Consider the following 24,699-nt stretch of genomic DNA (forward strand, 5'->3'; position numbering starts at 1 on the left):
GTGAGTAAGTTAATATCAGTTTTAAATAACATAGAGCTAGAAACTCAAGATAGAATAAATCTTATCAGTAATATGCAAATTCATGCAAAATATGAAAACGCAGAGTACGATCAATTTATAGAGAAAGTAGTTACTAATACTAATGACACAAAAAGCATAGATATATACAGTTTATTCCTTTGCTTAAATTCAGAAATATGTTTAACTTTAGATCAAATTGACAAAATTTCTGAGATTATTGAGAGTTATTTTTCAATTTTAGAAAGCAGATTTTCTAATATTAGTCCCTCAGACTCTAAACAAAAAAATGAACTTGCGGAAAAAGGTATAAATAAGTTCTTAATTATAATTGATGCTAACCTTAGTGAAATTAAAAATTTAGAAATTATATCTTCTGCCAATACAGATAATATTATGGACCTAATAAATAAGCTGATAGCCTTTTTTGATGAGAATAATCTAAGTTATGATTCTGATTTAAAAATACAACTTAGTAAAACATTAAATAAGCTCAAAAACACACTTACTCTTGAGGAACAAAAAAATCAGAATGAGGAACAAGAACCAATTCAAACAACTAAAAAGGTAACAACGAATAGTAAACAAGCCGAACCAGCTACAATGGCAAATACTCAAGGTTCTGAGAAGTGGCTGTCTCTAGTTGAGAAAATAGAAGTACTAAAAAGCCTAGTAGATAGTCAAAGAATATTTGAGACATCCATAGTTTATGATGATATCCAAAATTTATTAGCCAACTTTGATCCTAAAGAATATTTCCCTGAAGTTTTTTTCCCATTATACAAAAAGATCGCTCCAATCATTGGCGATATACATAAGAATATAGACTATTACTCATCTAGTATCCAATGGAGCGTAGCAAAAAAAATGTATGAAATTGACTATAACCAGTTTTTAGATAATCTTGAAAGAATGCCCGAAAATAATTTTCTCAATAGCGCATCATCACTAGCTCAAGATCATTTTTATGAAACAAACTCTGAAGCAAAAAAGCAATATAGAGAAAATAATAAAATATTAGAAGATAGTGAGGCCCATAAGTCGAATATAAATATAAAAACAAAGATTAAGAAAACTACGAATGATCCTCAAAATATTATGGATTCGGAGGATGATATTCAAAATACTAATAATGATAATATTAGTGATGATGATTTAAATAAGCTATTTGACTTTTAAAAGTATATAAATAATTTATGAATATAGAAAATTTAAATAGAATATGTCATAAACTTTCTCTTAATCATCTTCTTAGAATTTTTTTAGTCTACAATATTCAAACCAAAAATATGAGATTTGAACCAATCTTAATGGATAGCACGGCAGCAGCTACTATCCTTAGAATCTCGAGAAAACAAGAACATATATATATTGATATAAATGTTTTCAAACTCAAACCTTTTGCGAGATTAGAGGTAAGATATCAGGAGTACATCCATGATAATAACGATTTAGCTCTTGAAGTATTAGAGTATAGTATTAGATCCTTATTGTATAGATATATTATAAGAACTAAAGAATTACATAGGTTAACTCAAAACAACTCTTATATTAAAGCAGCTCCTAAGTTTACTATTGATAATACAATAAATGCTTTATATAAAGTCTTAAGTGAAGATTACTGTACTATCATAAACTATGAAAAGGAACTAGTTAAAATCAAAAGATCTCCTTCTCTTGTTGGGCAAAAAAATATTGGCAATATCTATATTGGTGGATATATAACTTCTTTTATATATTTAATTAAAGTAAATATAATTCTTTTAAATAAAAATCATAAGGATGTAAAGCGAATAAAGACTAGAATTAAGATAATTAAAAAAAATATTAGAAATAACTCAATAAGAATAAAACTAAACATAACTGTAGAAAATAATAAGCCCAATAACAAATATATTGGTGACACATACCTATAACAAAAACTCCTATTAGGTAAATGCTATAAAGAAACCAAAGTTTTCACTACCTTCAAAAGCTGTAAAAACCGCACTACTATCTGCAAGTATAAAGTCCCATTCCGAGCCTTTTTGAATTTCATATATTGCATCAATATTATCAACCCGTGTTGTAAAATTCATCATAGAGTGCTCAACTTCAACGAGTTTCACTCCAGAAAGAGAGAGAGTTACAACGTTTTTATTTCTACTTATACTTGTTATTCTCATAGCTTTTTTATTTTCAAATTTTACATTAGCTGGAACTGTTGCCTTTCTTTTAATGAAAATATAATATCTAGTAGCAACGAAAAATTCTTCGGGGAAGTTTTCACATAAATATTTTTTTCCTTGCAGTTCAAATTTAATAAAGTTATTAATTTTTCTATATTCACAAAGAGTCAATAATCTATGAGCCAATAAGTTTATCTTCCTTATAGGTTTATAAAAATCAAACTCAATATTATCAACATCCTCAACCTTATCTAAGTTAAGCTGGATTAAACTATAAATATCATGAACTAGATCAAATATTTGTTTAGGAGAACCATTTAACTTATTAGATTCAGCAAATTTAAGTTCTCTTTCTAATTTATTAATTAAGAATACAAGTAAAATTGCAGCATATGATCTTGAGGTTGAGAAAACAAAACGATTGAAAGATTTTAATTCAGAAACTATTCTATTGAGCTTTATAAAAATATCATGCATCGAATAGTGATTAAGAGTTAGTAAAGGAAAATCATATGTATCTGATACTAACTTACCTCTATCTAACTTAAATAATGCAATTTGCGTACTATACTTAACACTATAATCATGCTCTAATGAAAGTGATAGTTGATTATGTATGTACTTAACACCTTCTTTTTCAACTATCTTCTCATTAACATTCAAGAATAGAGGGATATCATTAGTTAACTCATCTGTCACTATCTGCAAAGATAGAGGATAGCATTTATCATAAAAAATAAATGTTTTTTCATCTAAGTACAATACAAGATCTTTTATTATAATAAGTCCCGTCTGCAAACTCTCTATATCTAAATCGAAACTAAGAATACCTTTATTAAGATTTGCTGGCAAATAACTTGCAGACTTTGACCTTTCTAAAATAGACAAATTTGATTGATCTAAAATATCTCTGTCTAATCTTAGACCATCTTCCCAATATATCCTTTCGAGAAACATTTTAATAATATAATTCCTATTTACTATGCAGATGCTATGTACCCTATTTTAGCAACTCCTTTATCAGTACTTGCAGCACAGCATACAGGCAAGCTACCTTGTGAAGTTGTGAGCCCATCAATAGATATTATATGATATCTCATACCATCCTTAGATACGCCCATAAGCTCTGTTGGTTCTATTTTTATACTAAATGCGTCAGAACTGATAGGATATAACTCTAGATTAGATATATCAATCATGATACCCCAAGCTTCATCAGTTTTATACTCTTGCTTTTTATTAGAGTTCCCAAGCTTAATTTTCATATCTGTTGCACCCGCTTGTAATATATTAGAAACAGCTCCTTCAAGCAAGGTCCTAACACTTGATTTAATTAAAGCTCCAAGTGTAATACTTATTGTTGGATTTATAGAACCTGGAGTTATAGATAGACGTATAACACTGGCTGCAGCAGTTGCAGAATCAGCTTTTGTAACATCCTCTCCTCCTTCTATAGCAACAATATTCTTATCAAGATTAACTCCTCCTATAGTAAACGAGTCTACAAATAATCTACGGTTTGGATGAGATCCTATACATGCTGTAGGATCAGTCCTAACATTAATAGTTTCACCACTTGTTACTTGCTGTCTTGTTATCATTTCATTCATAATCATTCTCCTTGTTTTTAGTTATTATTCGCACCGAATAATTTTGGTTCTAACCTAGTATCAATAGTCATTGTAGTACCCATACCTTCAAATTGAATGTGAGGGATCACATTTATTTTGCATGAATACCACCCTGGTTTACCTGGTATAGTTTTAACATCAATAGAAACATTCCTAAAAGGGTATCTCGCCATCTCTAAGGGTGTTGGTTGATATACCGTAGTAACAAACTCTGATATCCAATCTGAAAGAATATTTTGAATTTGCTCAGCACCAACAACACTTCCTATTTTATCTCTGATAACACACTTAATATAATGTGAAATTCTGGATATACACATAGTATAAGAAAGATTAGCAATTAGCATTGAGTTAGCAGAATCAAAATTATCTACAAACTCTTCGACTTTCTTAGCTGAGTTCACACTAAAGAAACAAGCATTACTTGTACCTTTTTCACTCACAAATGGTATTAAACCAATATTTGCAAGTGATAGCTCCATATAATCTGCAAATAAAACATTCAGTGGCGACTTTGTTTCTAAGACACCTTTATTATCATAAACACATGACACTAAGTTTCTTACATAACCACCACTTTCAACACCTCTTATGTATTGAAACCATCTAGTTTTATCATACGATCTCATCATATTTTTAACTAGCTGAATAGATGAAGGGCCCCACAAATAACTATCATTACTCTCATAATCAACAAATTCATTAAAGCCTTCCATGAGCTTATACTGAACTGGATTATTTTCAGGATTATATGGCTGACGTAACATAAAATCTCCGACAGTCAAACCGATATATGCGGCAACATCAAGATTCCTAAAATCATTCCATTCTTTATATCTAGGGTGTTCTAATAAAGACTCGAAACTCTTTATATGAGTTATTTCTGATAAATCTTTAACACCAAAAAATGACTTGTCAATTGATGCTATAAAAGATGCATGAGAGTTTTTTGCCACCATGCCCATCCCGGTTAACCAAATTATATCATTTGTAGTGTTCTCAAAACTATAGAGTCCTAGTATTGCACCATATGGTTCACCACCATATTGATCAAATTCTGAGACATATACTTTCTTAAAGAAATCGCTACTAGATATGTCATATAGATTTCTCTCAAAGTCATACTGTAACTCTTCTTTCTTAACGTCTAATATACTTACTTCTACATTATCATAATCATCTTGACAAACCTCTTGTACCTTCAACCATTCTTGCTCAAGAGATCTAAACTCATCATTTGATATAATAGCGTTAACTTGTAAATCAATAAGTTTATCAATTACAGTAATAACTTTCTGGATATACTTTTGGTTATAATTATTTATACTTTCATTATTTGCTAACACAAGAGATAATGCCATAAGGTTTCTAGCATTATAATCTGAAGATAAAGAAAGAACTTTAGATGCATCGCCCGAAACATCAAAATCTATATTTTTAAGTACGCTATCAACCTCAGCTGAACCACCGAAATTATTTAAAAGTTCATCTGTAAGACTTAAACTATTTTCTAACATTCTAAAATCCTCCTATTTACCTTCTATTGTCTTTTAATTATTTGACTCTTGCGACTCTGCAACTTCTGCATTATCAGAATCTTTAATCGTATAGTTTGTTAAAGCAGGAATCTTACTCTTTAAAGCTTCTAGCTCATTATTATCTGAAAAAATCATATCTATAGTCTTTTTAAGATTACGATTATTTTCAATATCCTTAGCAAAAGATGCTAATATTTCTTTCATTTCAAGCAAGGCTCTAATCTCAGGAACTTTCTTAGCAACAGCATCAGGCCTAAAATCTTTTACACTTTGAATTCTATAATTAACTTTTAAATTGCCAGGGTCTTTAGAGACGAAATTTGGTGCTTCAAAATCAAAAGATATATTCATATCTTCTAAGGCTCTATCAACACCATTATTTACTCGTCTAACAGCTCTATCAGTAAACTCTTTTTTAGCATCTACCGATCTTCCTTTCGACAAATCACCAACTACTAAAGCTCTGTAAGGTAATTCTTTTTTCTTTAGAACTCCATCCACATTAGTTTCATAATTTATCATCAATCTTGAATTTGGAATCTTATTTTTTGCCATTATCACTATCTCCTATTTAAAAATTACATTATGATCTGCTGTAAAACAATACTTTCTACAGCTAAAATTAAACCCAAATCATTGGTCTATAAACTCTATTTAAATCATCAATAGAATATCCTTTAGCAGGTATTGTTGCTAAAACACTAAATCCTTGCGAACTTCTCACTTCTTCATGTTCAAAGCCAAGATTAAGCGCCACTTTTGCCTCTACGATATTTTTAATTTTCTTAACGTATTCATCTTTACTCATATTGCTATACGAGTACAAGTTTTCATTGTCTTTATTAACATCAACAGATACATCATTAGTTATTGGGTCATATGTTAATCCTATATTAAAACCAGTTTTATCAGTATTTGTTGAATTTTCCTGTTTTAATATCCTAAAACCTCTAAATAATCTGTCTAAATCTTGTTCATCAAGCTTAGCGATGTTATCGTAAATATTCTGTAATACTGCTTCAGTATTAGCATCTCTATCAATGCTAGTAAACTCATTTACTTTACCATCACTAGATTTAATAGAAGAACTCTTAATGTTAAGTTTCATATCTTGATTATTTGAGCCAAAAAGCTCTGAGGAATAGCTAAAAGTTGATTCAAATACAATTCCTGTAACTCCACTTTTTTCAACTGTATAACAAATATCTCTCAATAGGTCTTTATTATCATTGACTAAAGCAAAGAAAGAATCACTAGGTACACATATTGAAGCACATAGTCTTTGTACCTCAACAAAACTATCCATAAAATTCAACATATTAACTAATGCAGACAAGAGTTCTGTATCTTCGACCTTTTGTGTAAAGTTTTTATACGGTTCACATAACGATGTTAATATCTGCTTAACCATATTAAGATGACTTTCAGAAACATCATGAGATCCAACTCTTGAGTTTCTGTTTTTTGCCATTCTTCTCAATAGCAAATAGAACCCTCTTGTAAGCTTATCTAAAGATCTGGTAATACTACAAAGTTTAATTACTGTTTCAGATGATGAACTATCTTCTTCAATAGAGAAATTGATTACCAAACCTGTAAAATATGCATACTCCTGAGATAATTCGAAATCAAAACCAGGAAGTCTATCTTTCAACCATCCAGTAAAACTGAAGTTATCACTACTTGAGAATACATTTTTAAAAGACGAGCTACTCTTCCATTTAGCTTCTTTATTCAAAATCACTAGATTATCTAGCAATTTCTTTTGACACTCCATCATTGGTGATACAAGTGACCTGATAAAATCAGCTTCATCATCCACACCCATAACTTCAATATATCGCTGAACTGTAAGCTTTGCAAAGTACTCTTCAAATGTTACTTTATGCTTATTTTTTCTAGTTGAGAAGCTTGATAATTCTTCAAGGGGAGAAGCACCAACCCTTGATACTCTAGAATCAAGAGCGTATATTCTATTAAATTCTGCCAAACTCACAGTAGAACCCAAAGAAACTGAGGATGCTTTATTATTTTCCGTAATAACAGAGCCAGCTCCTTTATTACACAACACATTTATTGAAGCATAACTAATATTTGATTCTCGACTTATTACGGTTGCTCTATTTTCTAAAGATTCAACAAATTGTTTTGTTTTTTCCGCATTTTCTTTTTTACTAAGAAAATTTTTAGCTTCTTCCTTTCCTGACTCACTAGTCATCATTTCACAAAGATTGAATAATATAGGTAAGTCACTACTATCATCGAACTCTACTACATTTATTACAGACATCTGATCTTTAAACTCTTCTTTTTTTAGAGTCTGCGAGTAGTTAATCAGAGTATCTTGGACATAAAATGAATCCGGGCTACTAAATGTTTTGGCTTTATTAAAACTAGGATTATATTGTTGTTGACTAGTTGATAATATTGCCTCAGAAGCTTTTTTCTTTATATCTAAAGATGTAATATCTTTAAATTTTGATTTAAGTTCATTAAAATCTACGCCAGCTTTCCCAGATAAATTAGCTAAAGAGGAATTTTTTGACAATACATCAAGAATTTCATTAAAATCAATATTAGTTAACTGACTTCCTTTAAGCTTATATATTTCACTTAGAGACCCTATTACCGAATCAAAAGTACCCCCTTTATCATATATGCTAGACAATATACTTTGAGCGCTTCCATATGACCTTACTCCTGTTGTTTTAGCAAGATTAAAGTCTTGTTGGGCCGCGGTTGAAACACTCTCCATCATCGAGCCAACCTTGTTCTTTGCATAATTACCAAAATCAACGTAGTCTTTTGTCAAATCTTTAGCTGTTGATGTCAACTGATTCTTTAAATCTAAATTCTCACCTGTTAATAGTCTCTGTGCTGAGCTTTCTAATAACCCTTGCTTATATGCAATAGCTCCTTTCAAATCATTTCTTTGAGCCATCGAATATCCCATCCCCGATTTCATATCATATGATTCAGATGTTTGATTGAAATCCAACATCTTGGTAGTCATAGGTATAGAAATTCTTAGCGTTCTAAGCTTAGATGCTGACTGTTTAGAATATAGTCCAAATCTTACCTTAATCTCCATATCACTAAACTCAGACAAGTTTGGTATCTTAAAAGGTGACTCATAACTTTCACCTATATTCTTTTTGATAATTGAATCAACCTGATTTCTAAACTTATTTACAGAACCTTTAACATTTGCAAAACCTATTAAATTATCTGCTAAAATCTTACCTTTTATTTCGCCAGATAAAAGATCAAAGCTCGCAGTGTTAGTAGAAGTCTTTACTTGAATTAATGGATTTTCATAATCTTTAGAGCTTACCGCAAGAGTCATGAGCCCTTCACCATTTTTCTCAATACATAGGCTCTGCTTTTCATAATTACTTTTTGAATAACCAGAGAGTGCACTTCTACCAAAATAAATCTGCTCAATCTCAGGATATGTATACTCTCTAATTAAATCAAGACCATCTCTAATTTTAGGAACTAAGTATCTATATGAACCATCAGGGGTATTCAAAATAAAGCCCAATTCATTCAAAAGTTTATAGTCTTCTTTAAATTTAGGTATATAAACAAAGCTCTTAGCTTCTTTTGAGCCTTTTGCTGTTACTAGTTTAAGATTTACATTCCCTTTAAAATTGTCTAGCAATTCCAGAGATTTCGAATCTGTAAAGTTCAACTTACTTGTATTTGCATCAATATCAACATTGTAGCTAAACATTGCTGATGATGCTTTACCACTCATTCTAAGATATAGAGGTATAAACGATTTAACATTTCCTCTTTCACTATCGAATATAGGTAAATTAGACCAGATATTTATACAAGAACTACCCATAAAGCTTTTTTCACCAGCAGCAACAAGACTCGCAGCAGCCGAAGCATTTTTACTATTAATAGATGCTGTTAATTTGGCATTAAACTTAAATTTTGGTAGAGAAGTTAATTGCGCTACATTTCCACCACCAAGCATCTGGTTTACACTTGATTTTATAAAAAAATTGTAAACTTCCGTATCAGTAATACTACTCCACAGTTTAACTCTAGTAGGATCTTTATAAAAAGCAAAATCTCTATCTTTAATTCTTGCAAAAATTCCTTTTTGTTTATGCGAGTCCTTCAAAAATTTTTCAAAATATTTTTTTCTTTCTACAGCATAAGTGTTAGCCATTACATCTATTGTTTTTAATTTTTGAGCAACAATAATCTCATCCTCAAAAAACATATGCCTTTCAATGTCATTATAAAACCATGCTTTTATAAAATCAAAAAAACCTCCATCAACCTTTTCCTTCTTTAGATCATCAGTATCATATAATATATCGTTAATATCTTCAGCCATGTAAACCCCAAACAACAAAACATCTATTTTTGTCATTCTTACATGAACCTTGATACTAATCAAATTATTTTACAGCACTTCTAATAGATGTTAACCTGCCCCAATATCACTCTATCTTTTGCACCTGTTGCCGATGGGAGATTATTATAGCTATGGTTAAGAGTTTCATTTCCTAGTACAGCAAAGGCTATGGCTTCTTTTGCGTCACTATTATGCCCAATATATTCAAATGTTAAGACTTCAGTTTTGACTAATTTTTTAATAGTTTTTATCAGAAACTTATTATACGCACCACCCCCAGTGAAAATTATTTGATCAAGCTTAACTTTATCAAATACAAAATCTCTATAAGCCTTTATTATACTCTCTGCTGTAAATATAGTTAGCGTATGAACTATATCTTTAGGATTGCTTTGCTTATATTTATCAAGAATATAATCCGTATATTCAATACCAAAAAGCTCTCTACCTGTTGACTTTGGTGGCTTGAGAGCTAAATATGGATTTTGTAAAAGCTCTTGCAACATATCTACAATAACTATACTAGAGGCTGCTATTTCACCATCTTTATCATAATCTCGATTAAACAAAACTTCCATTGCTCTATTTATCATCATATTCCCTGGGCCAGTATCAAATGCATATATATCATTAATATTTGGATTTTTAGGGATAATTGTAGTATTAGCTATTCCACCAATATTATGTAGAGCACGCGACTTATTTTTATCACTATAAAGGATATAATCCACATAAGGTACCAAAGGTGCTCCATCTCCTCCAGCTGCGATATCTCCGGCTCTGAAATTTGACACAACTGTTGTTCGACATTCGTAAGCTATCGTCGCAGCATCTCCTAACTGTAATGATGATTTAATAAAACCATCCTCATTTTTTGCTTGGTGATATATAGTCTGCCCATGACTAGCTATGAACGCGATATCTTCTAATTCTAGGTTACTTACAGTTACTAATTTTTTTACTGCATTAGCATATTCAATTCCAAGCTTAAAATTAAGATTACATAATAACTGAGCATTACTTCTTGTTAAATCTAAAGACTGCTTAATATCATTTAATAAACCTTCTGAATATGGATATGTTTCAAAATTAACTAATTTAATATCCGTAGCTAATCCATATCCTCGAATCTTGCATAAAGCCACATCAATTCCATCTAGCGAAGTTCCAGACATAATCCCAATACAGTATTTATACTCATCCATCTCTGCTAGCCCAATAGTAAAATATTAATTTTATTATAACCCACTAGCTAATTAACAAACACTGATTATTTCAATTTTTGAAGTCCTAGTTCTTTTTAGAATTACTCTTTCTTAGACTTGTTTACACATATAACTTTGTTTATCCTAAAGTTAGAAACAATTTTTTGTTAATCGTATGAGATATTTTCAACTTAAACTTTCGCTATTTCTCATTTTCTTTATTAGCGCTATTTTACTTAATAGTGTTGGTATTGTGATTCTACAATCAGTTACTCACTATCAAGTCACAGAAGTCCAAGCAAGTATTCTTGAGGCATATAAAGATCTTACTATAGCAATAGTTTCATTTGCCATTTGCTCATTTATTCCAAGATTTAGTTATAAGAATGCTATGCTTTTAGGACTAGCAATTATTGCTACAGGATATATTGCTATGGCTACTTTAGATAGCTTTTTAACAGCTAAAATACTATTTATTCTAATAGGTGTCGCTTTCGCTCTAATAAAAGTTTCTGTATATTCAACTGTTGGTCTAATCACAGATGACTCAAAAGCACATGCTAGTTTAATGAGTTTATTAGAAGGGGTCTTTCAGATAGGTGTTGTACTATGCTTTTTTGTATTTAGCATATTTATTCACTTTGGTAACTGGCTTGACACATACTGGTTATTAGCTGGCTTATGCTTGGTTGCATTTTTACTACTTTTATTCACTAAATTTGATGAATCAGCAGTACAAACATCTAAAAGTTCAAATTTTTTAACAGATACTCTAAGTATGCTAAAGCTCATAAAACTACCTATTGTGATGTTATTTATAATTAGTGTATTTTTTATGTATTTATAGAGCAAGGTGTACAATCTTGGCTACCTACTTTTAATACTAAAGTTCTTAACTTATCAGCTTCCACTAGTGTTTTTATGGCCAGTGTTTTTGCCTTAAGTATTGCTGCTGGAAGGATCACTTTTGATTTTATTATGAAGAAAGTTGACTGGAAAAAATTATTATCATAGGTCTTATATGCTGTGGAATATTAATAGTATCAACTTTACAATTATCTAAACTAATAAACCCTAATCAAACAGATTCTTCTATGGCTATAATTATAGCATTACTGTTTCCTATGATTGGTTTTTTCATGGCCCCAATATATCCAACATTATGTTCAAGTATTCTTAGTAGCCAACCTGAAAACTTACAAAGTGCTATGGCTGGTTTGATAATCATATTCTCTGCTTTAGGTGGGTACTATTGGTTCTAGAATAATCAGTGAAATATTTGCTCACTTTGGCGGTGTAACTGCATTTTACTACGTACTTATACCTATAGCACTTTTAGTACTATTAATACCTCCTTATGCCAAACTTCATCGGAATAAATAATTATGTCTAATAATCAAGAACAACTAATACAACTATCTGGTGAACTTTTTGAAGCAGTTCAATTAAAACCATGTTTTAATGACTCAAAGTACTTTGTTGATATGACTCCTAAAAGATCTTCTCAAGATATTTTAAATGATTACAAAAAGCTCAAAATTCTGATGATTTTAATCTTAAAGCTTTTGTTGAAAGTAACTTTTACCCTCCAGTATCAGAAAAAACTTTTGATAACAGTAAAGAATTATCTCTATCATTGTATATTAAGCAAATGTGGCATTTTTTACATCAATCATCTAACAAACAAAATTCTCTAAGTTCTCTTATACCATTACCAAAGTCTTATATAATTCCAGGCGGTAGGTTTAGAGAAGTTTATTATTGGGACTACTATTTTACTTGTGAAGGTTTACGAGTTGATGGTGAAATACAGATGATTAAAGATATTGCAGATAACTTTGCATATTTGATAGATACTGTTGGCTTTGTACCAAATGCAAATAGAAAATACTATCTAACTCGCTCTCAACCACCTCTATTTTACTTAACTGTAGATATCTTATATCAAGAACTAGGTATTTCTACTATTGAAAAATATTTACCAACCTTAGAAAAAGAATATTCATTTTGGATGAATACACAAAGAAATGTAAATGGTTTAAATAGATATTGGGATGAGCCTGCTACCCCTAGATCAGAATCATATCGCGAAGATATTGAGCACGCGCAAAATATAACAAACAAACCAGACTTCTATCGTAACATCCGTGCAGCTTGTGAGTCTGGATGGGATTTTTCTAGTCGTTGGTTCGCTATTACAAATAATTTTAGTACTATTCAAACAATAGATACTCTACCTATTGATTTAAATAGCTATCTATATGGATTAAAGAGTTTATTAGGTAAATGGTTTGCTGAAGTTTTAGAACAAGAAAAAGCATCTAAATATTTAGAGTTAGCTGAAAAAAGAAAAAACTTATTCAAAATACTTTTTGGGATAATGGAAAAGATTTTTTTATGATTTAAATAGTAAGACAAATATAATGACTAACATTACAAGCTTAGCAGGGGTGACGCCACTATTCTTAAATATAGCTACTCAAGAACAAGCTCAAAAGGTAGCCAAGATTATAGAAAATCAATTTTTAACAGACCATGGACTTATACTACAACTTTAAATACTTCTTCTCAACAATGAGATTCTCTAAATGGCTGGGCGTCACTACATTTTGAAGCTGTTATAGGTTTAAGAAATTATGGCTTTGATAAGCTTGCTGAAACCATTGCTAAAAGATTTGTAAATACAATTAATAAAAAATTTAAAGAAACTGGAAAGATCCGTGAAAAGTATGATGTAGTCAATCCTAAAGCAAATGCTGGTGGTGGCGAGTATATAGTACAAGATGGCTTTGGTTAGACAAATGGAGTAGTTGCAAACTTTGTCAAAATATATAAATTATGAGTATGCAAAATCTTAACATTCTTAAACCATTAAGAATATCAAGCTAAATTCATGTGATTAACTAAAAAAATTCTGGCTGGAAATATAAAAATTAGAAAGAAATATTATTTCACGATTGGATCAAGTTCGCCACTTTCATAACGTTGAAACATTGTTTCAAGCGAAATTGGTTTAATTTTACTTGCCATACCAGCACTACCAAATGCTTCATATCTAGCTTGACAGATTTCTGACATAGCTACTTTTGCTACAGCATTATATTTACGTGGATCGAATTCAGCAGGATTTTCTGCCATAAATCTTCTAATCGCACCAGTAGCAGCCATGCGTAAATCAGTATCAATATTTACCTTACGCACACCATACTTGATTGCTTCAACGATTTCTTCTACTGGCACACCATAAGTCTCACCCATAGCTCCACCATAAGTATTGATTACTTCTAACCAATCTTGAGGTACTGAAGATGAGCCATGCATTACTAAGTGAGTATCAGGAATTCTTGCATGAATTTCTTTTACTCTCTTAATAGATAGTACATCACCTGTAGGTGGCTTAGTAAACTTATAAGCTCCATGAGAAGTACCTATAGCAATTGCTAAAGCATCTACTTTTGTTTTCTTAACAAAATCCGCAGCTTCTTCTGGATCTGTAAGCATTTGATCCATAAAAAGAGTACCCTCAGCACCAACACCATCTTCTTCTCCTGCCTGTCCTGTTTCTAATGAACCAAGACATCCAAGCTCACCTTCAACTGATACACCACAAGCGTGAGCTATATCAGAAACAGTTTTTGTAACATTGACATTATACTCATAATCAGAAGGAGTCTTACCATCCGACTTTAAAGAACCATCCATCATTACAGATGAAAAACCTAATTGAATAGATCTTTGGCAAACAGATAGAGATGTACCATGATCTTGGTGCATACAAACTGGAATATGAGGATACTCTTCAATCGCTGCAAGAACTAAATGTCTAATAAACGGAGCTCCTGCATACTTTCTTGCACCCGCAGAACCTTGTAGAATAACTGGTGAATTAACTTTATCAGCAGCTTCCATAACAGCTCTTACTTGCTCAAGATTATTTACATTAAACGCTGGCAACCCATAACCATGCTCTGCAGCATGATCCAATAGTTGACGCAATGAAACTAAAGCCATGTTTATCTCCTTATCTTACTTGACCTGCAATTATTACTTTAATTTTATTAGTACTTCCATGTACACCCATACTATCACCACTTGTCAAAACAAGAATGTCGCCATCCTTGGTCAAGCCTCTGCTTTCCAACTCCATAGAAGCTGATCTATTAACATATAACTTAGACATTCTAGTAGAGTCAAAATACAAAGGAACAACTCCTCTAAACAATGTCATTGCTCCCAGAGTTGTAGAATTACGTGATAGTGCATAGATGGGTAGCTCAGAATTTACACGTGACATCCAACGCGAAGTATTTCCACCTTCTGTCAATACTATTAAACCTTTAGCACCAATATCATTGGCAATTTTAACAGCCGCAACTGAAACAGCATGATCAGCTCTATCACAATCAGCAATTTTCTGTTTTTTAGTAATATGTGTATATTTGCTTCTCTCTGCAGATTCACAAATTCTTGACATAGCAGAGATAGTTTCAACAGGATACTTACCGACTGCTGTTTCAGCTGATAGCATCACAGCATCCGTACCATCAAATACAGCATTTGCCACATCAGATGCTTCAGCACGAGTTGGAGATGAGTTTTCAATCATTGATTCCATCATTTGAGTAGCAGTAATAGAACCCTTCTCATTTCTTCTAGCTGTACTAATAATTAGCTTTTGTACAGTTGGAACATTTTCATCGCCAATTTCAACTGCTAAATCACCTCGAGCAACCATCACAAGATCTGAAGCATCTACTATACTTTTCAAATTATCTTCTAATACTGCCTCTGCTCGCTCAATTTTAGCAACCATTGCAGGCTTCCAACCAGCCTCATTTACAAGCTGACGAGCATATTCCATATCTTTGCCATCTCTAACAAATGAAACAGCTAAGAAATCTACCTGAAGCATTGCTGCTACCTTGATATCTTGCTTATCTTTATCTGTTAAAGCAGGTGCTGTTAGACCACCACCTTTTTTATTGATTCCTTTATTATTGGAAACTTTACCTCCGATAACAACTTTTGTTACCGCTTTGTTACCTTTAACAGAATCAACTTCTAGAACAATTTTACCATCATCAACTAATAGTATATCGCCCTTCTTAACGTCCTGAATAAGCTCTTTATAGTCAATACCAACTGAATTTTCATCACCATCTTCAATACCAAGATCTGCATCAAGTGTAAATTTTTGACATTTCTTGATTATCACTGAACCATTTCTGAACTTCGATAGTCTTATTTTTGGACCTTGTAAATCCGCCAAAATACCAACGTAAGTATCTTGCTCTTTTGCTATTTGACGTATCAGATCAACTCTTTTACGATGATCTTCAGCAGATCCATGCGAAAAATTACATCGTACCGCATTAACACCTGCTTTAATCATCTCTGTTAACGCTTCTCTAGATTCACTAGCAGGACCAAGAGTAGCTAAAATTTTCGTTCTTCTCATATAAATAACCTACAGCTATATAGTTGCTTTCTCTTTCAATATTTCTACAGCGGGTAGTTTCTTACCTTCAAGAAACTCTAAAAATGCTCCGCCAGCAGTTGATATGTAAGATACTTTATCCTTAATATCAAATTTCTCAATCGCTGCTATAGTATCGCCACCACCAGCAACAGAAAAAGCATCTGACTCTGCTATCGCTAAAGATAGAGCTTTTGTACCTTCTGCAAAATTATCAAATTCAAACACTCCTACAGGACCATTCCATAGAATAGTGTTAGCAGATTTTAAAAGCTCTGCAATATTTCTTTCAGACTTCGGACCTATATCTAGTATCATTTCATCATCAGCAACATCAGCCACATCTTTAACTACTGCAACGGCATTTTCACTAAACTCTTTTGCAACACTTACATCTACTGGTACAGGTATGTTTACACCAAACTCTTTCGCTTTTGCTAAGATATCTTTAGCTTCACCAACAAGGTCTTCCTCATATAGTGAATTACCAATATTAAATCCTTCAGCTTTTATGAAAGTGTTTGCAATACCTCCACCAACAATAAGAATCTCAACCTTATCAAGAAGATTGTGTAAAACAGATAACTTTGTTGAAACTTTAGATCCACTGACTATAGCAGCCACTGGTTTCTTAGGAACCTTCAAAGCTTTTTCTAGTGCTTTGATTTCATTAGCTAAAAGTAGGCCTGCACACGATACAGGCACATACTTAGCTACTCCATAAGTCGATGCTTGAGCTCTATGAGCTGTAGCAAATGCATCCATAACAAACACATCACCAAGACTTGCTATTTTTTTTGATAGCTCATCGTCAGAATTTTTCTCACCTTTATTGAAACGTACATTATCGCACATAACAATTTCACCAGCTTTAGCATCAACACCATTTAGCCAATCTTTAGCAAATCTAACAGGTTTTTTGATGATTTGGGATAATGCTTCAGCAACAGGTTCAAGTGAAAACTGAGAGTCATACTCGCCTTCTGTAGGGCGACCAAGATGAGACATTAAAATCACAGCTCCACCTTGATCTAAAATATACTGAATGGTTGGAGTAGCCGCCTCTATCCTGACTTTGCTTGTAACCTTGCCATCTTTGACAGGCACATTAAAGTCAACTCGAACTAAGACTTTCTTATTTTTAAGATCAACGTCTTTTAATGTTAGAAAACACATTTATACCACCTATAAGTGTTTACAGAGCTCCAAAGTACTCTACTACTCTTACCATTTGATTTGTATATGACATTTCATTGTCATACCAAGATACAACTTTAACTAGAGACTTATCTCCAAGTGAAGTAACTTTAGTTTGAGTTGCATCAAATAATGATCCTTCAGAAATTCCTACGATATCACTAGATACTAACTCTTCTTCTGTATAACCAAAAGATTCATTAGCAGCTGCTTTCATTGCAGCATTTACATCTTTAGCTGTTACACTCTTAGATACTACAGCAACTAATTCTGTTAATGACCCAGTAGGAACAGGAACACGTTGAGCAGCCCCATCTAACTTACCTGCAAGTTCAGGAATTACTAGACCAATAGCTTTAGCAGCACCAGTTGAGTTAGGTACAATATTTACAGCTGCAGCTCTTGCACGACGGAAGTCATTTTTAGCATGAGGTGCATCTAAAGTATTTTGATCACCCGTATAAGCATGAATAGTTGTCATAAAACCACTTTCAATTGTTGCCAAATCATGAAGACCTTTAGCCATAGGAGCTAAACAGTTAGTTGTACAAGAAGCTGCTGAAATGATTTTCTCATCCGCAGTTAATATATCATGGTTAACACCAAAAACTACTGTTGGTAAATCATTACCAGCAGGAGCTGAAATAACTACTTTTTTAGCACCCGCATCAATATGAGCTTGTGATTTTGCTTTTGATACATAAAAACCTGTACATTCTAATACTAGATCTACTTTCAATTCACCCCAAGGCAAATTAGCCGCATCTTTTTCAGCATATATTTTAATTTCTTTACCATCCACAACGATAGCATCATCTTTTGCAGTTGTAACAGCTGCTTTTGAAAATCTACCTTGAGCAGAATCATATTTTAATAAATGTGCTAACATTTTTGGATTTGTTAAATCATTGATTGCAACAATTTCTATACCAGATTTGTCAAACATTTGACGAAAAGCTAAACGACCAATTCTACCGAAACCATTAATTGCAAATCTCATTTTAATCTCCTTAAGATATTATCTTTCAAAAGTTTATTACACATATTTAGCAACTATGTTGCTGATATTCTCTACAGTAAAACCAAAATGCTTAAATAAATCCTCAGCTGGCGCGGATTCACCAAAACTACAAATCCCTTTTACTTCACCACCAGCTTTAGGCATATACTTATACCATCCATCAGGCTGAGCCATCTCAACAAAAATTGCTGGGATATCATCTTTGATTACTGCTTTTTTATACTCTTGAGTTTGAGTATCAAAAACGTCAACACATGGAATAGAAGCGACATTAACTTTTATTCCTTTGTCATCATATTCTTTTGCCACTTTAATTGCTAGCTCGACTTCTGAACCAGTAGATACAATAGTTAATCTAGCATCATTATTATTTCTGACTAAATACCCACCTTTCACGATATCAGAAACTTGTTCTTTAGTTTGAATCACAGGCTCTAAACCTTGACGCGTTAGTACCATAACACTTGGAGTCTCATTAGACTTAACCGCTTCATTCCAAGCAACCATCGTTTCAATAGTATCTGCTGGTCTCCAAACATTTAAGTTTGGTATTAATCTTAAACTAGGTACGTGTTCTACAGGTTGATGAGTAGGTCCATCTTCTCCAAGACCAATTGAGTCATGTGACATTACATGTACGACCGGTTGCTTCATAAGTGCTGACATTCTAATAGCATTTCTAGAATAATCACTGAACACCAAGAATGTACCTCCGTATGGCTTTAAACCACCGTATAAACTTAAGCCATTCATGATAGCAGCCATACCAAACTCTCTCACACCATAAGAAAGATAGTTAGCTCCTTTATCAGTATTGTTCAACCAAATTGAGCCACTCCAATTTGTATTATTTGATCCCGTTAAATCCGCTGAACCACCAAACATTTCTGGCATATTCTTGCACAACACTTCTAAAGCCATCTGCGATGCTTTACGCGTAGCCACTTTTACAGGATTCGCTAATTGTGAAGTAATATATTGATCAACTTCTTGTTCAAGGTTTGCAGGCAACTGTTTTTTCAGCACTCTATCAAATTCTTCAAACTTAGGATTATTCTTATATAAATCATATTTCTTCTGCCAATTTGCTTCTAAAGCTTGTCCTTTTTCTTTAGCATCCCAGTACTTGTATACATCATTAGGAATTTCAAAAGGAGCATAATTCCAATCAAGCTCTTTTGCAGCTGAGGCTCTTTCTTGTTCATTCAAAGGCGAGCCATGTACAGATGCAGTACCAGCATTTTCTGGAGAACCAAATCCTATAATCGTTTTACAACAAATCAAAGTTGGTTTATTTTGCTCAGTTTGTGCTTTAGCTATAGCTTTTTCGATAGCCTCAAAATTATGACCATCCACATCCTCAATCACATTCCAACCATAAGCTTTGAATCTCTCGACTGTATTGTCAGTAAACCAGCCTTTTGTATCCCCATCTATAGAAATACTATTATCATCCCAAAATGCTATTAGCTTATTTAAACCTAAGGTACCTGCTAATGAACACGCTTCATGAGATACACCCTCCATTAGACATCCATCTCCCAAAAACACATAAGTATGATGATCCATTACTTTTAAGTCAGGCGCATTGTATCTATCTGACAATAACTTTTCACCCAATGCCATACCAACAGCATTAGCCACACCTTGACCAAGAGGTCCTGTTGTAGTCTCTACTCCAGGCGCATAACCATATTCAGGATGCCCTGGAGTTTTAGAATGAAATTGTCTAAATTTTTTAATATCATCAATGCTTAAATCATAACCACTAAGGTGTAATAAAGAGTACAAAAGCATAGAACCATGGCCATTTGAAAGTACAAATCTATCACGATTTATCCAGTTTGGATTTTGAGGATTATGTTTAAGAAACTTGGTCCATAAAACCGTAGCGATATCGGCCATACCCATAGGCATACCTGGATGTCCTGACTTTGCTTTAAGTGTTGCGTCGATAGATAAAAATCTTATAGCATTTGAAAATTCTCTAGGGATAGATAAAGACATTATTACTTGATCCTTTTACTGTGTTATCAATTTAAAAAAATATAACTATTAAGATGATACAGTAGAGACTTTCATAAAACAAGAAATGTATATAGAATAGTATCACAATACAATAATAAAAACATAATGTATGAAAGGCAAACATAGCCAAATAAACTATAGCATTTATGCAAAACAAAAAAGAGAATTAGAAAACATACAAGTAACTATAGAGAACTTAAGCAACATCTCAGTACTCATAGCCAACACCACACACTCATTTAACTGCTCATTCTCTTTTTTTGAAGAGAAAAATCACGCATGCATCAAGTATAATATAAGTGCCACAATCAAACTAATATGCCAAGACTCTCTCGAGCCATTTGACTATCCCATCACAGTTACAAATAGCATAATAATCACTGAGGATAATAGACTAGTTCAAGATAGCTTACACGAGCCTTTTATCTGCGAAAGCGCATTAATAGATTTACAAGATATTATCAAAGAAGAAATACTTCTAGAGCTACCATTAGCACCAAAAAAAGATGCTAGCTCTTGTAAAAAAACAAAAAAACATTCATACTATAGCGAGCAAGAAACTGTTACTGAAGAAAAACTGAATCCTTTCGAGATTCTCAAGAAACTTAAGTAACAAGACATTTAGAATTTAAAATACATAAAAGAGGTTATCTAAAATGGCTGTACAACAAGTTAAAAAAAGCAGATCAAAAAGAGACATGAGAAGATCTCACGATTCTTTAACAGGTCCAACATTATCTACTGACAAATCTACAGGTGAGTTACACTTGAGACATCACGTGTCACCTAATGGATTTTACAAGGGTAAAAAAGTAGTAGACACAAAATCTGAAGACTAATATTTACTCCAGTCAAATCTTAAAATCATCTCACACTATATTTATGCCTTGGTTAGTGAGTATTTACAAATATATCAATTAGCGACATAGGAAGTTTTATTTATTATGGGTTACAAAATATCTATAGATGCGATGGGTGGTGATAATGGTTTAAATACCACTATCCCAGCAGCTCTTGAAGCAGTAAAAAAAGACTCCAACTTACAAATAGTATTAGTTGGAGATCATCACAAAGTCAAAAGAGCTTTAGACAGATATTCAAAAGTCAAAAAAATAAAACTTCCAGTCTTACAGAGAATAGCTATTCACCACGCTAGCGAAACAGTTAGCATGGATGAGTCTCCTTCAATAGCAGTAAGAAAAAAGAAGGACTCGTCAATGCGCGTAGCCATAAATCTTGTCAAAGATGGGACAGTAGATGCTTGTGTAAGTGCTGGTAATACCGGCGCGTTAATGGCAACTTCAAAATTTGTCCTTAAAACTGTAAATGGTGTTGATCGCCCTGCCATAGTATATGCATTACCTGCATTTAATAGAGACACTAAGCAGCTCAGCAAAACATACATGCTTGATCTTGGTGCTAACGTTGTCTGTTCTTCTGAACAGCTTTTCCAATTTGCTATCATGGGATCGATACTTGCTGCTAGCTCAAAAGGCTTAGCCGAGCCAAGAGTCTCTTTACTAAATATTGGTGAAGAAGAAATGAAAGGCTTAGACAATATCAAGAATGCTTCAAAGTTATTACAGGGTTGTGATTTCATTAACTATCAGGGATATATTGAAGGAAAACATATTTTTGATGATACAACAGATGTAATTGTATGTGATGGTTTTGTTGGCAACGTCTCTTTAAAAACTATGGAAGGTAGCTTAAGACTTATAGAATCTTTAATCAAAAAAGCTATCACTGAAACATCATTATTAATGAAAATACCAGTAATCATGTCTTTGCCATTATTCAAAAAAATGAAAAAAGGTATGAACCTAGATAGCTTTAATGGTGCATCACTCCTAGGTTTGACAGGTATTGTCGTCAAAAGTCATGGTAGCGCAAGTGCAAATGCATTTGAAACTGCTATTTATGAAGCTATAAAAGAAATCAAACATAATATTCCTAAAACTATTCAAGAATCATTAGAAAAAGTTCTTTAATCTCTACCAATCATGATACAATGTTTTTAGACAGTAGGTTTTCTTAGGATTGCCTATGATATAACTTTTGTTACTAATCTAACTAAATAGGTATAACTATATAATGTTTGCACAAATACTTGGTACAGGAAGTTACTTACCTGAGAAAATCTTAACCAATGAAGATATAAGTAAGTTTGTTGATACTTCAGATGAATGGATCAAACAAAGAGTTGGTATAGAAAGACGCCATTGCGCGAATGAAACTGAAACAACAAGCTTCATGGCCACAGAATCAGCAAAAAAGGCACTAGAGTCTGCTAAAATTAATGCTAATGATATTGACATGATAATAGTTGCCACAAGCACTCCAGATTTCATTATGCCATCGACAGCATCCATGGTGCATCAAAATTTACAGATTGATCATTTTAATGTTAGGTGTTTTGATATATCAGCAGCTTGTAGTGGTTTTGTGTATGCTCTTGATATTGCAAAACAATATATAGAAACAGGCGTATCAAAAAATATATTAGTAGTCGGCGCTGAGAAAATGACTAGGGTGCTAGACTGGAGTGACCGTTCGACATGTGTGCTTTTTGGTGACGGCGCTGGAGCTGTAGTTATCTCAACAAGTCCAGAGAAAAAAATTATATCTTCTTTACTTTATACTGACGGGTCATGTTTAGATATGCTTAACGTACCCAACAACCTTCCTACTTCAAGAGGAGAAACTATAAACATAGATTCATATCTAATTATGGAAGGAAACAAAGTTTTCAAATTCGCTGTCTCAAGGCTTTCATCTCTTGCAGATGATCTGATTAAAGAAGCAGGGATACAAGCTAGTGAAATTGACTGGTTAGTACCACATCAAGCAAACTATAGAATATTAAATTCGACTGCTAAAAAGATAGATATGCCAATGTCAAAAGTAGTAACAACACTTCAAGATCATGGTAATACATCAGCAGCCTCAATACCATTAGCGTTAGACCATGCTGTCAGAACGAATCAAATCAAGCCTGGAGATACTATTATCTCAGAAGCATTTGGAGCTGGTTTCGTCTGGGGTGGATTTATCGCAAAAATTTAATCGTTTTTTTGAAAGCTACTTCAATATCTTAAAGGAGAATTATTATGTCAAAAATAGCTGTGGTTTTCCCAGGTCAAGGGTCACAAAAGCTAGGAATGCTTCAAGATTATTATGAAAATTTTGAGACTTTTAGAAGTATCGTAGATGAGGCAAAGACACACTTAGGTTACGATTTATGGGACATAATACAAAATGATGAGTCAACTTTAAATAAAACCGAGTTCACTCAACCGGCATTACTTACTACAAGTTATGCCATATACAAAGTATTAAAAGAGCAAAAGCCAGAGCTAAAAGTAGAATATTTCGCTGGTCATAGCCTAGGAGAATACACTGCTCTACTAGCAGCTGAGTGCATCTCATATAAAGATGCTCTACAACTAGTATCAACTCGCGGCAAGTTAATGCAAAATGCCGTTACAGATAAAGAATGTGCTATGAGTGCAATCTTAGGACTATCAAATGAAGATGCTATAAGCAGCTGTCAAGAAGCATCTGATGTAGGGGTTGTAGAAGCAGCCAACTTCAACTCGACTGGTCAAGTAGTAATATCAGGTGAGAAAGCTGCTGTAGAAAAAGCTAATGAAATAGCAAAATCAAAAGGTGCTAAAAGAGCTCAAATTCTAGCTGTAAGTGTACCTTCGCACTGCTCACTTATGAAAGCTGCTGCAGATAAGTTTGAAGTAGATCTTAACAATGTCGAGTTTAAAAAACCTACTACTGATATAGTACAAAACTTCGATGCGATGTCACATGAAACACCAACAGAGATAAAGGGTGCGGTTATCAAGCAACTTTATAAACCTGTATTATGGACTCAATCAATAGAAGAATTAGTTAAACTTGGCGTTATAGAAGTTATTGAATGTGGACCTAATAAAGTCTTATCTGGATTAGTAAAGAGAATTGATAAATCACTAACTATCAAAGATACAAGTAGTGTCGATAGTTTAGAAAATATTTAAAAGGAGAT

20 protein-coding genes and 1 pseudogene are annotated in these 24,699 nt (G+C 32.8%); 10 read left to right on the forward strand and 11 right to left on the reverse strand.

What is annotated here, in order from left to right; all coding sequences use genetic code 11:
* Together FNO12_RS06800 and iglJ are read left to right on the forward strand one after the other, a co-directional pair.
* Entirely contained in the window at nt 1–1,197 is a 1,197-nt protein-coding gene (locus tag FNO12_RS06800; RefSeq protein ID WP_014714935.1) for a type VI secretion system protein IglI family protein, read from the forward strand.
* A 17-nt stretch (nt 1,198–1,214) separates the two neighbouring features.
* Complete coding sequence (iglJ, locus tag FNO12_RS06805) at nt 1,215–1,934, forward strand: type VI secretion system baseplate protein IglJ (RefSeq protein ID WP_048349217.1); 720 nt, start codon at nt 1,215–1,217, stop codon at nt 1,932–1,934.
* A gap of 12 nt (nt 1,935–1,946) precedes the next feature.
* Here the strand turns inward: iglJ and tssK are convergent, their stop codons facing one another.
* The 6 genes from tssK to anmK form a co-directional block, all read right to left on the reverse strand.
* Complete coding sequence (gene tssK, locus FNO12_RS06810) at nt 1,947–3,143, reverse strand: type VI secretion system baseplate subunit TssK (protein ID WP_014714933.1); 1,197 nt, start codon at nt 3,141–3,143, stop codon at nt 1,947–1,949.
* Nucleotides 3,144–3,166: 23 nt separating this feature from the next.
* Nucleotides 3,167–3,796, reverse strand: a complete 630-nt coding sequence (gene iglC / locus FNO12_RS06815) for a type VI secretion system tube protein IglC (protein ID WP_014714932.1) — start codon at nt 3,794–3,796, stop codon at nt 3,167–3,169.
* Between the two features lie 17 nt (nt 3,797–3,813).
* Nucleotides 3,814–5,334 (reverse strand): type VI secretion system contractile sheath large subunit, encoded by a 1,521-nt coding sequence (gene tssC / locus FNO12_RS06820; RefSeq protein ID WP_014714931.1) that lies wholly within the window; start codon nt 5,332–5,334, stop codon nt 3,814–3,816.
* Nucleotides 5,335–5,367: 33 nt separating this feature from the next.
* Complete coding sequence (tssB, locus tag FNO12_RS06825) at nt 5,368–5,910, reverse strand: type VI secretion system contractile sheath small subunit (protein WP_014714930.1); 543 nt, start codon at nt 5,908–5,910, stop codon at nt 5,368–5,370.
* Nucleotides 5,911–5,977: 67 nt separating this feature from the next.
* A complete protein-coding gene (locus FNO12_RS06830; protein WP_041257493.1) occupies nt 5,978–9,712 on the reverse strand; it encodes a hypothetical protein in 3,735 nt (1,244 codons plus the stop codon).
* Nucleotides 9,713–9,792: 80 nt separating this feature from the next.
* Nucleotides 9,793–10,938: an anhydro-N-acetylmuramic acid kinase AnmK gene (gene anmK, locus FNO12_RS06835; RefSeq protein ID WP_014714928.1), complete on the reverse strand. Its 1,146-nt coding sequence runs from the start codon at nt 10,936–10,938 to the stop codon at nt 9,793–9,795.
* A 175-nt stretch (nt 10,939–11,113) separates the two neighbouring features.
* On the opposite strand from anmK, the gene FNO12_RS10960 reads away from it, so the two are divergent.
* The 3 genes and pseudogenes from FNO12_RS10960 to FNO12_RS11600 all read left to right on the forward strand — a co-directional run bounded on the left by FNO12_RS10960 (nt 11,114) and on the right by FNO12_RS11600 (nt 13,735).
* Nucleotides 11,114–11,785, forward strand: coding sequence for an MFS transporter (locus FNO12_RS10960; protein WP_014714927.1), 672 nt, complete (start codon nt 11,114–11,116; stop codon nt 11,783–11,785).
* Between the two features lie 247 nt (nt 11,786–12,032).
* Nucleotides 12,033–12,200, forward strand: a complete 168-nt coding sequence (locus FNO12_RS10965; protein ID WP_014714926.1) for a hypothetical protein — start codon at nt 12,033–12,035, stop codon at nt 12,198–12,200.
* Between the two features lie 123 nt (nt 12,201–12,323).
* Nucleotides 12,324–13,735: pseudogene (locus tag FNO12_RS11600) on the forward strand (trehalase family glycosidase).
* Nucleotides 13,736–13,884: 149 nt separating this feature from the next.
* On the opposite strand, the gene fba reads toward FNO12_RS11600, so the two are convergent.
* From fba to tkt, 5 genes are read right to left on the reverse strand one after another with little or no spacing between them, the layout of a single operon-like run.
* Nucleotides 13,885–14,949 carry a class II fructose-bisphosphate aldolase gene (gene fba / locus FNO12_RS06850; protein ID WP_014714925.1) on the reverse strand — a complete coding sequence of 355 codons (1,065 nt, stop codon included), beginning with the start codon at nt 14,947–14,949 and terminating at the stop codon, nt 13,885–13,887.
* A gap of 10 nt (nt 14,950–14,959) precedes the next feature.
* Nucleotides 14,960–16,396 carry a pyruvate kinase gene (gene pyk / locus FNO12_RS06855; RefSeq protein WP_048349218.1) on the reverse strand — a complete coding sequence of 479 codons (1,437 nt, stop codon included), beginning with the start codon at nt 16,394–16,396 and terminating at the stop codon, nt 14,960–14,962.
* Nucleotides 16,397–16,411: 15 nt separating this feature from the next.
* Nucleotides 16,412–17,590, reverse strand: a complete 1,179-nt coding sequence (locus FNO12_RS06860) for a phosphoglycerate kinase (protein WP_030005704.1) — start codon at nt 17,588–17,590, stop codon at nt 16,412–16,414.
* A 19-nt stretch (nt 17,591–17,609) separates the two neighbouring features.
* Nucleotides 17,610–18,611, reverse strand: coding sequence for a type I glyceraldehyde-3-phosphate dehydrogenase (gap, locus tag FNO12_RS06865; RefSeq protein WP_014714923.1), 1,002 nt, complete (start codon nt 18,609–18,611; stop codon nt 17,610–17,612).
* Nucleotides 18,612–18,647: 36 nt separating this feature from the next.
* On the reverse strand, nt 18,648–20,639 hold the full coding sequence (gene tkt, locus FNO12_RS06870; RefSeq protein ID WP_014714922.1) for a transketolase: 1,992 nt from the start codon (nt 20,637–20,639) through the stop codon (nt 18,648–18,650).
* Nucleotides 20,640–20,769: 130 nt separating this feature from the next.
* On the opposite strand from tkt, the gene FNO12_RS06875 reads away from it, so the two are divergent.
* The 5 genes from FNO12_RS06875 to fabD all read left to right on the forward strand — a co-directional run bounded on the left by FNO12_RS06875 (nt 20,770) and on the right by fabD (nt 24,691).
* Entirely contained in the window at nt 20,770–21,273 is a 504-nt protein-coding gene (locus FNO12_RS06875) for a YceD family protein (RefSeq protein ID WP_014714921.1), read from the forward strand.
* A gap of 43 nt (nt 21,274–21,316) precedes the next feature.
* Nucleotides 21,317–21,499: a 50S ribosomal protein L32 gene (gene rpmF, locus FNO12_RS06880; protein ID WP_004287375.1), complete on the forward strand. Its 183-nt coding sequence runs from the start codon at nt 21,317–21,319 to the stop codon at nt 21,497–21,499.
* Nucleotides 21,500–21,604: 105 nt separating this feature from the next.
* Entirely contained in the window at nt 21,605–22,651 is a 1,047-nt protein-coding gene (gene plsX / locus FNO12_RS06885; protein WP_014714920.1) for a phosphate acyltransferase PlsX, read from the forward strand.
* Between the two features lie 103 nt (nt 22,652–22,754).
* Nucleotides 22,755–23,726 (forward strand): beta-ketoacyl-ACP synthase III, encoded by a 972-nt coding sequence (locus FNO12_RS06890; RefSeq protein WP_014714919.1) that lies wholly within the window; start codon nt 22,755–22,757, stop codon nt 23,724–23,726.
* Nucleotides 23,727–23,770: 44 nt separating this feature from the next.
* Nucleotides 23,771–24,691 carry an ACP S-malonyltransferase gene (gene fabD, locus FNO12_RS06895; protein ID WP_014714918.1) on the forward strand — a complete coding sequence of 307 codons (921 nt, stop codon included), beginning with the start codon at nt 23,771–23,773 and terminating at the stop codon, nt 24,689–24,691.
* Nucleotides 24,692–24,699 lie beyond the last annotated feature (8 nt).

This window comes from Francisella orientalis FNO12, from assembly GCF_001042525.2.
Taxonomy (GTDB): domain Bacteria; phylum Pseudomonadota; class Gammaproteobacteria; order Francisellales; family Francisellaceae; genus Francisella; species Francisella orientalis.

Excerpts from the sequence above, each read along its gene's own strand:
- iglJ (WP_048349217.1), top strand. The coding sequence starts at position 1,215 with ATGAATATAGAAAATTTAAATAGAATATGTCATAAACTTTCTCTTAAT.
- tssK (WP_014714933.1), bottom strand. The coding sequence starts at position 3,143 with ATGTTTCTCGAAAGGATATATTGGGAAGATGGTCTAAGATTAGACAGA.
- iglC (WP_014714932.1), bottom strand. The coding sequence starts at position 3,796 with ATGAATGAAATGATAACAAGACAGCAAGTAACAAGTGGTGAAACTATT.
- tssC (WP_014714931.1), bottom strand. The coding sequence starts at position 5,334 with ATGTTAGAAAATAGTTTAAGTCTTACAGATGAACTTTTAAATAATTTC.
- tssB (WP_014714930.1), bottom strand. The coding sequence starts at position 5,910 with ATGGCAAAAAATAAGATTCCAAATTCAAGATTGATGATAAATTATGAA.
- FNO12_RS06830 (WP_041257493.1), bottom strand. The coding sequence starts at position 9,712 with ATGGCTGAAGATATTAACGATATATTATATGATACTGATGATCTAAAG.
- anmK (WP_014714928.1), bottom strand. The coding sequence starts at position 10,938 with ATGGATGAGTATAAATACTGTATTGGGATTATGTCTGGAACTTCGCTA.
- FNO12_RS10960 (WP_014714927.1), top strand. The coding sequence starts at position 11,114 with ATGAGATATTTTCAACTTAAACTTTCGCTATTTCTCATTTTCTTTATT.
- FNO12_RS10965 (WP_014714926.1), top strand. The coding sequence starts at position 12,033 with ATGGCTATAATTATAGCATTACTGTTTCCTATGATTGGTTTTTTCATG.
- fba (WP_014714925.1), bottom strand. The coding sequence starts at position 14,949 with ATGGCTTTAGTTTCATTGCGTCAACTATTGGATCATGCTGCAGAGCAT.
- pyk (WP_048349218.1), bottom strand. The coding sequence starts at position 16,396 with ATGAGAAGAACGAAAATTTTAGCTACTCTTGGTCCTGCTAGTGAATCT.
- FNO12_RS06860 (WP_030005704.1), bottom strand. The coding sequence starts at position 17,590 with ATGTGTTTTCTAACATTAAAAGACGTTGATCTTAAAAATAAGAAAGTC.
- gap (WP_014714923.1), bottom strand. The coding sequence starts at position 18,611 with ATGAGATTTGCAATTAATGGTTTCGGTAGAATTGGTCGTTTAGCTTTT.
- tkt (WP_014714922.1), bottom strand. The coding sequence starts at position 20,639 with ATGTCTTTATCTATCCCTAGAGAATTTTCAAATGCTATAAGATTTTTA.
- FNO12_RS06875 (WP_014714921.1), top strand. The coding sequence starts at position 20,770 with ATGAAAGGCAAACATAGCCAAATAAACTATAGCATTTATGCAAAACAA.
- rpmF (WP_004287375.1), top strand. The coding sequence starts at position 21,317 with ATGGCTGTACAACAAGTTAAAAAAAGCAGATCAAAAAGAGACATGAGA.
- plsX (WP_014714920.1), top strand. The coding sequence starts at position 21,605 with ATGGGTTACAAAATATCTATAGATGCGATGGGTGGTGATAATGGTTTA.
- FNO12_RS06890 (WP_014714919.1), top strand. The coding sequence starts at position 22,755 with ATGTTTGCACAAATACTTGGTACAGGAAGTTACTTACCTGAGAAAATC.
- fabD (WP_014714918.1), top strand. The coding sequence starts at position 23,771 with ATGTCAAAAATAGCTGTGGTTTTCCCAGGTCAAGGGTCACAAAAGCTA.